The sequence below is a fragment of the Novosphingobium sp. BL-S-19 genome (assembly GCF_055521675.1).
Genome location: NZ_CM145497.1, coordinates 7,501 through 22,192 on the forward strand (window position 1 = coordinate 7,501; position 14,692 = coordinate 22,192).

Sequence of the window (14,692 nt, forward strand, 5' to 3'; positions counted from 1 at the left end):
AGGGGAAGCAGGAAATGGATGCGCGTCATTATCTTCTCCTTTCAAGCCCCTTGCGCGAAACTATGAGCCCGGAGGCAGTCGCTGGCAACCGGCGGTAATCGCGCCGGCGTGGTCGAAAGCACCGGCTGCGGCACCCCACGCCGGACCGGGAAGCGCCAGCGGAAGCGGGCTTTCCGCAAAGCAAAAGTTCCTACGCCCCCGCCAAGGCGATCCCACGCCTGCGCAACAAGATTGCAATCCTTTGCACAACATCGACACGATCGCTGCAAGCGCGAAACATGCTTGACACATTGTGATTTAAGATATCGTATACCGTGTACTACGCGGAGAGGCGCGTGGAACAGGGAGCATTATAACATGGCTTTTCAGAGGTCCTCCGCAGCGCGGCTGCGGACTCTGCTGATGCTGGGCAGTTTCGGCATCAGTTCGGCAGCATTCGCCCAGACACTTCCCGCCGATGCGGACGAAACCCCCGCCGCAGCGAAGGCCGACGACATCGTCGTCACCGGTTCGCGCATCCGCCGCGCCGCCACAGATAGCCCCGCGCCGATCGCCGTGGTCGATGCCGGTCAGATCAAGGCCGCCGGCACGCAGAACATCGCGGACGTCGTCAACCAGCTGCCCGCGCTTTCCATCACCCAGACCAACCAGACCAGCAACCTGGCGGGCAATGCCGGCGTCAACGCCCTCGACTTGCGCGGCATGGGCACGCAGCGCACGCTGGTCCTCGTCGACGGCCGCCGCCAGGTCGCGGCGATTCCGGGCACTTCGGCGGTTGACCTCAGCAACATTCCCTCCAGCCTCGTCCAGCGGGTGGAAGTGATCACCGGCGGCGCTTCGGCGCTTTACGGCGCGGATGCCGTGGCCGGCGTCGCCAACTTCATCCTCAAGAAAGACTTTTCGGGGATCGAGGCGAATACCCGCTACAGCGCATCGACGCGCGGCGACATGGATACCTACGGCTTCGACCTTCTGGCCGGCGCCAATTTCGCGGACAATCGCGGCAATGTGACCGTCTACGGTTTCTTCGAGAACACGCCCGGCACCGTCAGCGGTTCGGACCGCCCGTGGACGGCGGACGGCTATCCGATCTATGCGCGCACCAGCAGTTCGACGCCCTATTTCATTCAGGACCACGTCCGCAACATCAACTCGTCGGACTCGGCGCAGCTGGTGTTGGGCGGCAAGCTCTACTCGGTCGATCGCACCACCGGCGCGCTGCGCGATCCGATCCTGGGCCCCGGCGGCTTCGTCAACGCCGTGCCCACCAATCTCAACACCGCCACCGATCCGCTCGGCACCTTGCTGACCGACGGCGGTGAGTACAATGGCCGCTATGACGGCTGGTTCCTCTCCGTCCCCTCGCAGCGCATCAACACCCGCGCCTCGGCCAGTTTCGAGGTGAGCGACGCGCTCAAGCTCTATGCCAACGCGACGTACGCGCACAACACGTCGCAGGCGGGCTTCCTGCAGATGACCGCCTTCGGCACCGACGTCGTGCCGGCGGACAGCCCCTACATCACCGACGCGATCCGCGCGGCCAGCGGCGGCACCGTGCCCGACGGCGGCGTCCAGTTCGCCCGCCGCTTCATGGAACTGCCGGCGCCGCGCACCGATTACGACCGCACGCTGTTCCAGGCCGTGGCCGGCGCAGACGGTGATTTCACGCTGTTCAACAAGCCGTGGAACTATTCGACTTACTACTCTTACGGCAAGACCACGCAGCGCGTGCGCGACGTTAATTCCACCGCCTACGACCGCTGGTACATGGGGCTGGACAGCACGACCGACGCCAATGGCAATGCGATCTGCCGCAGCACGCTGGACGATCCGGGCAACGGCTGCGTGCCGATCAATCCGCTGGTCACGCTGACCCCGGAAATGATCGACTATGTTACCTATACCTCGCACTGGTCGAAATCGACGCTGACTCAGCAGGTCCTGTCGGGCTACGTCTCGGGCGGGCTGTTCGATCTGCCCGGCGGCGCGGTGCAGATGGTGCTGGGCGCGGAATACCGCAAGGAACGCAACGACATCGGCGCGATCCCCGAATACAATCCCGACAGCCCGCTCTACGATCCCTCGATCGGCACCACCGCCGGCACGCTGGTGGGCAAGTACTCGGTCAAGGAAGTCTACGGCGAACTCCACGTGCCGATCCTGAAGGCCGTGCCGTTCTTCGAAACGCTGTCGGTCGACGGCGCGCTGCGTCTGTCGGATTACAGCACCGCCGGATCGACCACGACCTGGAAGTTCGGCGGTGAATGGGCGCCGATCCGCGACATTCGCTTCCGCGCCACATATGGCCAGGCGGTGCGCGCACCGAACATCGGCGAGCTTTATACCGCCAACAGCATATCGGGCCTGTGGATCACCGACCCGTGCAACACCTACAATCTGGCCAACCGCGCGACGCGCACCCAGTACACGGCCGCCAACTGCGCGGCGATCAACCCGGCCGATACCGCCAGCTACTGGCTCTATCGCGACATCATTTCGAGCGGCAACCTCGACCTGAAGCCGGAAACCGCCAAGACGCTGACGGTGGGCGCGGTGCTGCAACCGCGCTTCATCCCGGGCTTCTCGTTCACGGTCGACTACTACAATATCGACCTGCGCAACGCGATCGACGCCTTCGGTGCGCAGACGCTGATCGAGAAGTGCGTGGACCAGCCGACGCTGGACAACATCTTCTGCCCGCTGATCCAGCGCGATGCCAATGGCAATCTGGAATCGGTGAACACGCAGAAGCTGAACCTGGCGCAATACCTGACGCGCGGCATCGATTTCGGCCTGGCCTATTCGCTGCCGCTGGAACGCATCGGCCTTGGCGCCAATGCGGGCACGCTGTCCATCGACGCGAACTACACGCGCCTGCTCAACCGCCGCTACACGCTGGATCCCACCGATCCGAACTCGATCACCGAATATGCCGGCGTGTTCGGCTCGCCCAAGTGGAAGGGCGTGGTCCGCACGAACTATTCGCGTGAAGGGTTCAACTTCACGTGGACGCTGCGCCACTTCTCGCCGATGAAGGCCAGCACCTCGATCACCGCCGACAAGTACAGCAAGGTCTGGACGCCGAACGTCTTCTACAACGACTTCTCGGCCTCCGTCCCGCTGACCGACTTCCTGGAGCTGTCGGGCGGCCTCAACAACGCGTTCGACCGCAAGCCGCCGCGCATTCCGGGCGCGGAAGCCGGCGGCGCGAACTTCGAGCTGAGCTATCAGTCCGGCGTTTACGACGTGATCGGGCGCACCTTCTTCCTCAGCCTGCGCTTCCACCGCTGATCGCGGCCGGACGCATCGATCGAGCCCCGGATCCGCCTTTTCGGATCCGGGGTTTCCCATTTTACCGGGAGTCCCTCCGCATGATCGCCACCCCTGCACGACGGCTTGCACTGGCGCTTTCCATCTGGACCCTGTCCGCCGCTGCCGCTCCGGCAGAACAGGACAGCGCAATTCACGCCGAAGCGGTCGGCCCGGTTCCGGCTTCGCTGGGGCTCGATCCGTTCTATCGCAAGTTTGTCGACGCCGGGGGCATTCCGGTGGTCTCCTCCGCGAAAGTGCCTGACAAGGCCTTGCTGATCGCGCGCGACATCGTGCTGGCCGAAACCAGCGAACGCCCGGACATCCGCCGCGAACTGGTGCGCAGCGGCGCGCGCGTCGGCGTGATGGCGATCGACGAAGGCACGATGGACCTGCCCGAGCAGCGGGACTGGAAGAAGCCGGCCATCGACGACGAGCGGCTTACCCCCTGCGAGCAAAAGAACTACGCCCGGATCGCCGCCATGACGGACGCCGAATACTGGAATAGCCGGGCACGCGGAATGGGCGGGCTCTATACCACCGGCGCGGCCGAGAACCTGCTGGCGGTGCCGGGAACGCGCTATTTCGGCGAGAATATTCTGGTTCACGAGTTCTCGCACAACATACTTTCCGCGATCGAGCACGTCGATCCGCCGCTCTATGCGCGGGTTGAGGCCGCCTATCGCCATGCGCTGGACCATGGCTTGTGGAAGGACGACTACGCCTCCGTCACGGTGCAGGAATACTGGGCGGAAGGAACGCAGTTCTGGTTCAATTCCAACAAGGCCTATCGCACCGACGGCAGGGTCATCGTCGCGTCGGCCGACCTGCAGGATTATGATCCGCTGCTCTATGCCGTGCTGGCGGAAGTCTATTCGCCCAGCCACCGGATCGCCGCGGACGCGTTCTACGACCATCCGGCCAGGCTGACATTGCCGCCCAAGCGGACGAAGGCGGCCTGCTGAGAGACCGTTTAAAAATTCGCGAAATGCGAATTTTGCGGCACCGGCCCTCTCCCCCACCCTACCACCCATCGGTAGTATCCTGCGGGTGGTAGGGTGGGGGAGAGGGCCGGTGCCGCCTAAAAAATGCCCCTGCGGGCATTTTTCAAACGGACTCTAAGAGTCGCTGCGAAAATGGCCTTGCGGGCATGGCGCCCATCGGGCCTTCGCGACGGCCGGCGGCTCGGGCAGGCGCGCAATCGCCACGGTTCGACCGGCATTGCGCCCGCAAGGGTCTTTCGCGCTGCACCATCGGCGCGGTATATGCCCGCCGATGGCGGAGCTTTCGGCAAACCCACAGCTCCGGGCCGGGGGGCTGATCGCGCCACTTCTGCTCGGATTGCTGCCCGGGTCCTCGGCATTGGGCGGGGCCGTTGCCGCAGACATGGCCGAAAACGCCGGCCCGGCGGCGCACGGGATTGCCGCAATGACGTCCGGCTGGGGCGTTTTCGCCCTTACCTCGCTGACGATGCATTCTCCCACGATCCCCTCTCTCCTGCCGCCGCCCGTCATGCCTGTCGCCGTGCTGCCCGGGATACCCGATGACGCCGCCCGCGACGCCGCGCGGCGGATCAATGCGTCCATCCCCTTTGCCAGCCTGCGCGATACGCCGGCAGCGCCGTTCCGCTTTGCCGGATCGCAGGACGACCGCCTGCGCGCGATCGATTGCATCGCCAGCGCCGCCTATTACGAGGCGGGCGGCGATCTCGATGGGCAACGCGCCGTCGCCCAAGTCGTGCTCAACCGGATGCGCCATCCCGCCTTCCCGGCAAGCGCCTGCGGCGTGGTGTTCCAGGGGTCCGAGCGCGCGACTGGCTGCCAGTTCACCTTCACGTGCGACGGCGCCCTGGCGCGGCGGCCGATGCCCTGGCTGTGGGACAAGGCCCGCGCCGTCGCGGCCCGGGCGCTGGACGGCGCCGTCTACGCGCCGGTCGGCCATGCCACGCATTACCATACCGATTGGGTCGCCCCGCCCTGGAGCGGCGAACTCGACAAGATCGCACGCGTGGGGCCGCACCTGTTCTTCCGCTGGCGCGGTGGTTGGGGCCGCCCCGCGATCTTTCGCCAGCGCGCCGATCCGGGTGAACCGGCGATTTCCCCTTTCGCAGCCGTCCCGGGCTCATCGCGGATTACCGGCACCCTGCAGCCGGCGCCGCTTGCGGCCGATGCCGCGCCCCAGCTCATTCCCGCGGTGGCAGTTGCCGCGGCGGCCGATCCGCCCGATGCCACTTCTCCGGATATCATCACCGTGGACCTGCACGGCGCCAGGGTGAAACTTCTGAAGCCCGGCGGAGACGGCTTCGGGCTGCTTTTACCACGCACCGCGCCCGCTTCGTTCGGAACGCTAGCGCTCGATCTGTGCCGCGGGCGCAGTTTCTGCGAAGTCGCGGGCTGGGTCGACGGCGCGGACATACCCCGCAGCTACCCCATCCCGGTCGGCGCCCGCCGCTCCATGGCGTTTTTCTATCTGCGCGATCAGAACAGTCACCGCGAAATGATCGCCTGGGACTGCAAGCTGTTTCCCCGCAACGATCCCGCGGAATGCCTGCGCAAGGTAACCGCGCCCAAGACCGGACCGGCCAGTGCGAACCCCCAGAAATCCGATCCGGCTACGACCCTGCAATAGGCCGGCCGGCCACTCCGAATCGCCGTGTAATCCCACGCCGCTTGGGAACGATTTTGCGCCCTGATTGCATTCGCTTGCGACCATGGCGTAGGCTCCGGCCATAGACAATCGTCGGAGCTTTCATGATCGACCGCCGTCATTTCCTTTCGTCCGCTTCGGCGGGCGCCGCCATCGTTGCCGGGCCCACCCTGGCGCGGGCAGCCGCCTCGCCGACCAGTGCCAACCCCGCGCTTGCCGCCTTCATGGACAAGTACTTCAATGCCCAGGTCGATGCCTCGCCCGAAACCGCGACGCAGCTTGGGCTGGATACCGGCGCCCGTGCCGGGCTGAAGTCCCACCTGACCATTCCCACGCGGGAGGAAGAGGAAAAGAACCGCAACCTCGTCCGCACCGCGCGCGCGCAGCTGAACACCGTCAACCGCGCCGGGCTGAATGCGCAGGACGCGATCTACTACGATACCATCGCCGCGAACCTCGATGCCGTTATCCGAACTTTCGCCATCCCCTATGGCCAGGGCGGCTGGCCGCAGGTCTATCGCGTCAGCCAGGGCGGCGGCGCCTATCTGAGCACGGGGGACTTCCTCGACAACCAGCACACCATCAAGACGGCGGCCGATGCCGAGGCCTATGTCTCGCGCATCAACGACTTCGCCGACGTGCTGGCTGCCGAAACCGACCGCACGCGCGAGGATTACGCCCTTGGCGTCATCCCGCCCGATTTCATCCTGAACAAGACCATCGGCCTTCAGGCAGGAATGCTGGGCACAGCTGCCGGCGAATCCACGCTCGTCAAGTCGATCGATCGCCGCACGAAGGAGAAATCCATTCCCGGCGATTGGGCCGCGCGGGTCGAAAAGCTGGTGGCGGAACGGGTCTATCCCGCGCTGCAGCGCCAGAATGACCTGCTGAAGGCCACGCTGCCGAAGGCCGGCCATGATGCCTCGGTCTCGCGCCTGCCGCAGGGCGCGCAGTACTACGCCAACAGCCTGAACTACATCACCACCACCAAGATGACCGCCGAAGAGATCCACCGCATCGGGCTGGAGCAGGTTGCGGACCTGACGGCCCGATCGGACGCCTTGCTGAAGGCGCAAGGGTACACGCAAGGGACCGTGGGCGAACGCATGGCGGCGCTGATCGCCAATCCCGCCAACGTCTATCCCAATACCGACGCCGCCAAGGTCGAACTGGTCGCGCATCTGAACAAGCAGATGGCGGCGATGCAGGCCCTGCTGCCCAAGGCTTTCGGCCGTCTTCCCAAGGCGGGCGTGGAAATCAAGCGCGTGCCGCCCGAGATTCAGGAAGGCGCATCGCAGGGGTACTACAACTCGCCCAGTCTCGACGGAACGCGCCCCGGCATCTACTGGATCAACCTGACCGACACCGCCAACTGGCCGAAGTTCGGGCTGCCGACGCTGACGTATCATGAGGCGATTCCGGGCCACCACCTGCAGATCGCGCTGCAGCAGGAAAGCCCGGCCGCGCCGAAGCTGATGAACCTGATCTTCTTCTCCGCCTATTCCGAAGGCTGGGGCCTCTATGCCGAACAGCTGGCGGACGAACTGGGCGCTTACGACAACGATCCGCTGGGCCGCGTGGGCTTCTACCAGAGCCTGCTGTTCCGCGCGGTGCGCCTCGTCGTCGATACCGGCATCCATGCCAAGGGCTGGAGCCGCGAACAGGCGATCCGCTATTTCCTGGACAATACCGGCCGGGCCGAAGGCGGCGCGACTTCGGAAGTCGATCGCTACTGCAGCTGGCCGGGTCAGGCCTGCGCCTACAAGGTCGGCCACAACGAATGGGTCCGCCTGCGCGAAAAGGCGCGGACGGCACTGGGCGATCGCTTCGACATTCGCGGCTTCCACGATACCGCGCTGGCTGGCGGCGGCATGCCGCTGACGGTGCTGGAACGCGTGGTCGACGACTGGGTGGCCACCCGCAAGTCGGCCGCCTGATCGCAAAGCTGGCGATGGGGACCGGTTCGGGTCCCCATCGCCACGTTTTGGGTTAGAGTTCGCCTGGCGCGAAGCCCAAGGTATCCAGCAGGGCAGCGCGCGCCACCCGGCAACGATGCCAGAGGTCCGGCTCGCCCAGATCGTCCGGCGCGATGCGTTCCGGCCATTCGCGTTCGATCACCGCCTCGATCCGGTCGCAGGCCCGGTCGTCCAGCAGGAAGCGCGGATCGATGGCCGCGTGCGCCTCGGCACTGACGGCAACGCGCAGCCGCAGGCAGGCGGGGCCGCCTCCGTTGCGCATCGATTCCCGCACATCCACCACTTCCAGCCGGCTGATCGGATTGTCGCCCGCGCGCACCTCCTCCAGCCATGCCCAGACTTCGGGCGCCTCGCGCGCTTCATGCGGCAAGATCAGCGCCATGCCGCCTTCCGGCAGCGTGACCAGCTGGGAGTTGAACAGGTAGGATCGGATGGCCAGGTCCAGCCCGATCCGCGCGGCCGGCGCCTCGACGATGACCGCGCCGGGCACACGCTCCATCACGATTCGATGCACGGCGTCGCGGTCCGCGAAGGCCTGTTCGTGCGTGAAGAGCACCCGCTCGTTGGCGACGGCGACCACATCGTTGTGGAAGGCGCCAGCGGCAATCGCCACCTCGTTCTGCAGCACCAGCGCCGAATCCATCAGCCCGTGCAACCTTGCGGCAGCAGCACTGGCGGCACGATGCTGGCGCGCGGGGAACCGCGATCCGGGAACGCGCTCGCCATGAACGAAGAGTTCCAGCCCGCGCTCGCCGTGGCTGGGGCCTAGCCGCATGAAGTTGGCCGCGCCTTCGTCACCCAGAGCCGCCGGAAGCGCGGCGTGAACGGCGAAATGGCGCTGATCCGCGAAGGCGAGGCGAAGCTGGCGCAAGGTCTGCTCATGCTCGATGCTGCGGTGGAGCATCGTCGACAGGTTGGCGACGGTGAAATGGCAGCGGCCGTCCGCCGTATCGGGCGCGGGCGAGACGGTGGCGGCGTTCGCCGTCCACATCGCCGATGCCGAGAACGCATTGCGCAGCAGCGCCGGTTCCTGCCGCCACGCCGCGCGCAGCACGTCGTCGTCGGTGCCCGTGAAGCCCAACCCGCGCAGCCAGCCTGCGTGCGGCCGATCGTGGGGCAGCAGCAACCCTTGCGGCAGACCCAGCGCCGTCATGCGCCGCATCTTGCCAAGCCCCTGCAGCGCGGCATTGCGCGGGGCGGAAATGGCACCGGCATTATTGGCCGACGCGATGTTGCCCAGCGAGAGGCCGGAATAGTTGTGGCTTGGCCCGACCAGCCCGTCGAAATTGATCTCGCGGAATTGCGCCTCCTGGCTCACAGCACCTGCTCCTCAGCCGGGGCGTCGATGCCTTTCATGTCGCCGGTCAGGTCCGCCAGCACGCCCGCCTCGAAACTGGCGACCGGATAGGCGCAATAGTCGGCGGCGTAGTAGGCGCTGGGGCGGTGGTTGCCGGAGGCGCCCAGCCCGCCGAACGGCATGGCGCCGCTGGCGCCCGTGGTCGGGCGGTTGCGGTTGACGATCCCGGCGCGCACCAGCGCCAGGAAGCGCCGCCACAAGTCATCGCTTTCGGAAACGAGGCCGGCGGAAAGGCCGAAAGCCGTCGCATTCGCCGCATCGATGGCGGCATCGAAATCCGCGACGCGCAGCACTTGCAGGACCGGCGCGAAAATCTCGCGGTCGGCGGCGGCGATGCCGGTCACGTCCAGCATCGTCGGCGCCACGAAGGCCGGCGACAGGCCCGCAAGATCGCGTGGCGGCAACAGGGGCCGCGCGCCCAGCGCCAGAAGCCGCGCGATCTCGGCGCGTGCCTTGTCCGCCGCGGCGACCGAGACGAGCGGGCCAATGGCGGGTTCGGGCACTGCGTTCCATACGCCAATCCGCATTCGCCCGGCCAGCGTAGCCACCGCATCGACGATACGGTCCCCCACATCGCCTTCGGGAACGATCAGCCGGCGCGCGCAGGAACAACGCTGCCCGGCGGTCGCAAAGGCCGATTGCACGACGACGGAGGCGACGGCTTCGGGATCGCCATCCCACGCGACGACAGGGTTATTGCCGCCCAGTTCCAGCGCCAGGATCACGTTCGGCCGGTCGACCATGGCCCGGCGCAGGACCATGCCGGTCTCGGCAGAACCGGTGAACAGCAGCCCGTCGATATCGCCCGAGATCAGCGCGGCGCCGGTCTCCCGCCCGCCCTGCACTAGCATGAGCACGCCATCGGGCAGGCCCGCCTCACGCAGCAGGCTTGCCATCAGCTCGCCGGTGGCCGGCGTCTCTTCGGACGGTTTGAACACCACGCTGTTGCCCGCCAGCAGGGCCGGCACGATGTGGCCGTTCGGCAAGTGGCCGGGGAAGTTGTAGGGCCCCAGAACCGCCATGACGCCGTGGGGATGGTGCCGCAGCACGGCCTGCCCGAAGCCCTGCCCTTCGCTGCGATAGCCCGCCCGTTCGGCCTGCGCGCGGATCGAGATATCCACCTTGCCGATCATCGAGGCGGCTTCCTGCCGCGCTTCCCACAGCGGCTTTCCGGTCTCCCGCGCGATCGTTGCCGCCATGTCGGCGGCCGATGCGGACAGCAGTTCGGCATAACGGCGCAGCACCGCCTTGCGCGCGTCCAGATCGGTGGCCGCCCACCGCGCGAAGCCGGCGCGCGCTTGACCGAGCGCGCGGGCAACGTCAGCCGCTTCGTCCGCGCGCCCTTCCCAGACCAGCTCTCCCGTCGCCGGGCAGGTCGATCGCAGCATGGTCGCCATGCCCTCAGGCCGGAACCGCAGCGGCCGAGGCCTCGGCGCGCAGCACGGTTTCGCAGGCGGCGGCAAAGCGGGCGATCGCCTCGTCCACTTCCTCTGCGGAGATGATCAGCGCGGGCAGCATCCGCACGCAGTTGTCGCCGCCGCCCGCCAGCAGCAGGCGATGCTCGCGCGCGGTCGCGATGAAGGCCTTGTTGGGCGTGGCCATTCGCACGCCGACCAAAAGGCCCTTGCCGCGCACTTCCTCCGCCACTTGCGGATAGCGCGTGCAGAGGCCCTGCAGCCCGTCCCGCAGGCGCTGCGACATGACGCGCACGTGCTCCAGCAGTTCCGGCTTGGCGATTTCGTCGAACGCGGCCAGCGCCACCGCCATGGCCAGCGGATTGCCGCCGAAAGTGCTGCCATGCGTGCCGAAGGTCATGCCCGCCGCCGCTTCGTGCGTGGCAAGGCAGGCGCCGACCGGGAAACCGCCGCCCAGCGCCTTGGCCAGCGCCATGATGTCCGGCTCCGCGCCGTCGACCCACTGATGCGCGAAGAGGCGGCCGGTGCGGCCCATGCCGCTCTGCACTTCGTCATGGATCAGCAGGATGCCGTTCCGCCGGGTCACTTCGCGCAGGCGCAGCAGATCGGCATCCGAAAGCGCACGTGCACCGCCCTCACCCTGCACCGGCTCCACGATCACCGCTGCGGCGGTGGAGTTGGCCGCCGCCCGTTCCAGCGCCGCGTGATCGTCCAGAGAGAGGTGAACATAACCCGGCAGACGCGGCCCGAACCCGTCGAGATGCGCCGGATTGCCGCCCGCGTTCAGGCCCGCATAAGTCCGCCCGTGGAAGCTGCCGGCAAAGCCAATGATGTCGATCCGCGCGGAATCGCCGCGATGGGCGTGATAGTGGCGCGCCATCTTGATCGCGCATTCCACCGTTTCCGCGCCGCTGTTGGTGAAGAAGGCCAGATCGGCGAAGCACGCCGACGCCAGCCGCTCCGCCAGCACCGCTTGCCCGGGGATGGCGAGCGCGTTGGACACGTGCCAGAGTTTGTCCGCCTGATCGCGCAGCGCTTCCACCAGCCGGGGATGGCAATGGCCCAGCGCATTGGTGGCGATGCCGCCGATGCAGTCCAGCCAATCCTGCCCTTCCTCGTCAAAAAGCCAAACGCCGCGTCCGCGGGTGAGATTGACCGGCGCGGGGGCATAAACGGGCAGAACGTGGCTGGACACTGGGCAACTCCTAATGCTGATTGCGCATGATTTCCGATATGAACCGGCCTATGAAGCCATCTATTGCGCATGAGCTTGTGAGTTTTTGGAATGAACTACGACGATCGCCGCCGCCTGCCGCCGATGTCGATGCTGCATTGTTTCGAGGCGGCGGCCCGGCTGGGATCGTTCTCTCGCGCGGCGGAGGCGCTGCGGCTGACGCAGAGCGCGGTCAGCCGCCATGTCTCCAATCTTGAGCAATGGCTGGGCGCGCCGCTGTTCGATCGCAACGGCCGCCGAGTGGTGCTGAACGACACCGGGCGGCAGTTCATGGAGGACATCACCCCCGCGCTGGCGGCGATCCGCCGCGCGACCGGCCGCCTGATGGATCCGGAGCCCGAACATGTGCTGGAACTGGCGGTGCTGCCCGGTTTCGGCATGCGCTGGCTGGCCCCGCGCCTGCCGCGCCTGACCCAGTTGCACCCCGATCTCGTCGTCAACATCGCCGCGCGGGTGGACGTGTTCGATTTCGCGCGCGAGCCGTTCCACGCCGCCATCCACGTTGGCGGCGCGCCCGATTGGCCGGGCGCGGAGCATGACCTGCTGTTCCACGAACATGTCGTGCCGGTGATCTCCCCGGCGTTGCAGGCGGCCCAAGGCGTCACCACGGCGGAGGATTTGCTGCGCGTGCCCCTGCTTGTGCAGTCCTCCCGCCGCGATGCTTGGTCCCGCTGGTTCGCCATGTTCGGCATGACCGGCCCCGATGCGCAGTCACTGCCCGGCGTCAGCCACTTCCTGATGCTGGCGCAGGCAGTGAAAGCGGGCGGCGGCGCGGCGCTGATCCCCTCATTCCTGATCGCGCCGGAACTGGAGGCGGGCGAACTGGTGATCCCGGTCGACCGCGCGCTGAGCGAGGATCGCAGCTATTGGCTGGCCTATCCGCCCGCCCGAAAACGCACGAAGGCGCTGGCTCTGTTCCGCGAATGGCTGGCGCAGGAATGCGCGCCAGGCTGACCGGTCAGGCCAGCGAACCCGCACCCGCCAAAGCACGCCACGTCTCCATCGGCGCGACCGGATCGAGGCCCTTTCCGGTGATCGCCTGGATACACACGTGATCCGCGCCGGCGGCCCAATGCTCTTCCAGCCGCGCGGTGATGGCGGCGGCATCGCCCCAGGCGAACAGCCGGTCCACCAGAGCGTCGCTCATCGCGTCGATCTCTTCCACATCGAAGCCCAGCCGGATCCAGCTGTTCCGGTAATTGGGATACTGGAGGTAGTGCGAAAGCGCGCCGCGCGCCTTTTCGCGGGCCGTTTCGGGATCGGTGTCCAGCACCACGCCCTGTTCCGGTGCCAGCAGCTTGCCCGGGCCCAGCGCCGCACGGGCGGACTGCGTGTGGGCGGGCGGCACGAGGTAGGGATGAATGCCGCAAGACCGTTCCCGCGCCAGCGCCTGCATCTTCGGCCCCAAAGCCGCAAGGCACCGCGCCTCTGCAGGCAACCCCTCGGCGTCGAGACGATCGAGATAGGCCTCCATGGCGGACAGCGGCTTTGCGTACGCCTCCCCCACGATATGTGCGTGGCTGACGCCCAGCCCCAGCAACACGCGCTCTTGCCGCGCATCGGGCAGCGCCTTCCACCACGATGCGATCTCGGCCGGATCGTGCATCCAGATGTTGAGAATGCCGGTGGCGATGGTGGCGTGGGTGGTGGCGTCCAGCAGCCGGTCGATATCACCGGTGATGTCGCCGCCCATTCCGCCGGGAATCCACAGCGCGCGATAGCCCATCTCATCAAGCTCGGCCGCCGAGCGGGTCGCCACCTGCGGGTCTCCGAACCGCAATTCCATGGACCATATGCCGATCCGTCCCAGCGCTGGCATCCGCGATCTCCCTATGCATGACTTTGCGCCGATCATAGGGTCGGTCCCGCCCCGCGCGGAAGCCGCTCGCCCAACGCCCCGGCGATACCCCAGCAGATCAGAACACCCGTTCCACCGCGATCCGGAACGGAAACCGGCGCACCACGCGCGCCTGTGCAGGATCGAGCCCCGCCCGCGCCAGTTCGGCAGGCCACTCGCCCGGCCGTAGCGATCGCGCGATGGACAGTTGCCCATCCTCACGCACGATCCGGTGCACGCCCATGAACCGCGCCAGCAACGGAAAGCCGTGATAGGAAAACACGTGGCGGTTCAGGTCGCAGATCAGCCAGCCGCGCCGTGCGTCATGTTCCATGAACCGCAGGAAGCGGGTCAATTGCGCATCGTCCATGTGATGCGCAACCTGACTGCTGATGATGAAATCGAACCGTTCGGGTTGATCCGCATAGTCCCCCGTGCGGTATTCGATGGGCAGGTCCGCCGGGGTGGCCGCCTGCGCCAGCGCGCGGCTGGCCGGATTGAGGTCCACACCCACCAGCCGCGCCTCGATCCCGCGCCGCGCCGCCCAGCTTGCCACTGCCCGCAACATATCGCCATAGCCGAAGCCGACGTCCATCAGGGTAAAGCGCGGCGTATCGCCCACCGCGCGCGCAAGATAGGCCAGCGCCGCATGATGGGTGAAGGTCCAGCGGTTGACCCGCCCGAGGTCGCGCAGCACCTGATCATAGATGCGCGGGTCCAGATCCGGCGCATCCATCTGCTCTTCCTGCCGCGTTCTGACCGGCAGCAGCATCATCGGCAGCCTCCCAATCCACCCCCTTTCGATGCGCGCGATTCGTGCATCGCCAGCGGGGCGCGGGGAATGACTATCGCATTTGCGCCCCTTTGATCAAAGCGCTCTCATCCCACTGGCTCACTTGCGGACAGCCCTGAAAAGGC

At 66.8% G+C, this 14,692-nt stretch carries 11 protein-coding genes (1 of these 11 cut by a window edge); 5 read left to right on the plus strand and 6 right to left on the minus strand.

Annotation, left to right across the window (positions count from 1 at the left end):
• Window positions 1-29, minus strand: the start of a protein-coding gene (locus tag ACZ1JV_RS00050; protein ID WP_465149067.1) for a YbaY family lipoprotein. The gene continues 430 nt to the left of window position 1, outside the view; 29 of the gene's 459 nt are visible here — the first part of the coding sequence; its start codon is at window positions 27-29; its stop codon lies beyond the left edge, outside the window.
• Between the two features lie 328 nt (window positions 30-357).
• On the opposite strand from ACZ1JV_RS00050, the gene ACZ1JV_RS00055 reads away from it, so the two are divergent.
• From ACZ1JV_RS00055 to ACZ1JV_RS00070, 4 genes are all read left to right on the plus strand, one after another.
• Window positions 358-3,291, plus strand: coding sequence for a TonB-dependent receptor plug domain-containing protein (locus tag ACZ1JV_RS00055; RefSeq protein WP_465149068.1), 2,934 nt, complete (start codon window positions 358-360; stop codon window positions 3,289-3,291).
• Between the two features lie 80 nt (window positions 3,292-3,371).
• Complete coding sequence (locus tag ACZ1JV_RS00060; protein WP_465149069.1) at window positions 3,372-4,274, plus strand: glycoside hydrolase; 903 nt, start codon at window positions 3,372-3,374, stop codon at window positions 4,272-4,274.
• Window positions 4,275-4,695: 421 nt separating this feature from the next.
• Window positions 4,696-5,937 carry a cell wall hydrolase gene (locus ACZ1JV_RS00065; RefSeq protein ID WP_465149070.1) on the plus strand — a complete coding sequence of 414 codons (1,242 nt, stop codon included), beginning with the start codon at window positions 4,696-4,698 and terminating at the stop codon, window positions 5,935-5,937.
• A gap of 122 nt (window positions 5,938-6,059) precedes the next feature.
• A complete protein-coding gene (locus ACZ1JV_RS00070) occupies window positions 6,060-7,892 on the plus strand; it encodes a DUF885 domain-containing protein (RefSeq protein ID WP_465149071.1) in 1,833 nt (610 codons plus the stop codon).
• A gap of 52 nt (window positions 7,893-7,944) precedes the next feature.
• Here the strand turns inward: ACZ1JV_RS00070 and ACZ1JV_RS00075 are convergent, their stop codons facing one another.
• From ACZ1JV_RS00075 to ACZ1JV_RS00085, 3 genes are read right to left on the minus strand one after another with little or no spacing between them, the layout of a single operon-like run.
• Window positions 7,945-9,249 carry an N-succinylarginine dihydrolase gene (locus ACZ1JV_RS00075; protein ID WP_465149072.1) on the minus strand — a complete coding sequence of 435 codons (1,305 nt, stop codon included), beginning with the start codon at window positions 9,247-9,249 and terminating at the stop codon, window positions 7,945-7,947.
• Window positions 9,246-10,676 (minus strand): succinylglutamate-semialdehyde dehydrogenase, encoded by a 1,431-nt coding sequence (gene astD / locus ACZ1JV_RS00080; RefSeq protein WP_465149742.1) that lies wholly within the window; start codon window positions 10,674-10,676, stop codon window positions 9,246-9,248. The genes ACZ1JV_RS00075 and astD overlap by 4 nt, the downstream gene beginning before the upstream one ends.
• A 13-nt stretch (window positions 10,677-10,689) precedes the next feature.
• Window positions 10,690-11,898: an acetylornithine transaminase gene (locus ACZ1JV_RS00085; RefSeq protein ID WP_465149073.1), complete on the minus strand. Its 1,209-nt coding sequence runs from the start codon at window positions 11,896-11,898 to the stop codon at window positions 10,690-10,692.
• A gap of 90 nt (window positions 11,899-11,988) precedes the next feature.
• Between ACZ1JV_RS00085 and ACZ1JV_RS00090 the strand changes: the two genes are divergently transcribed.
• Complete coding sequence (locus ACZ1JV_RS00090; protein ID WP_465149074.1) at window positions 11,989-12,891, plus strand: LysR substrate-binding domain-containing protein; 903 nt, start codon at window positions 11,989-11,991, stop codon at window positions 12,889-12,891.
• Window positions 12,892-12,895: 4 nt separating this feature from the next.
• Here the strand turns inward: ACZ1JV_RS00090 and ACZ1JV_RS00095 are convergent, their stop codons facing one another.
• Entirely contained in the window at window positions 12,896-13,756 is an 861-nt protein-coding gene (locus ACZ1JV_RS00095; RefSeq protein ID WP_465149075.1) for a TIGR03620 family F420-dependent LLM class oxidoreductase, read from the minus strand.
• A 97-nt stretch (window positions 13,757-13,853) separates the two neighbouring features.
• Window positions 13,854-14,549 (minus strand): methyltransferase domain-containing protein, encoded by a 696-nt coding sequence (locus ACZ1JV_RS00100; protein WP_465149076.1) that lies wholly within the window; start codon window positions 14,547-14,549, stop codon window positions 13,854-13,856.
• Between the last annotated feature and the right edge of the window lie 143 nt (window positions 14,550-14,692).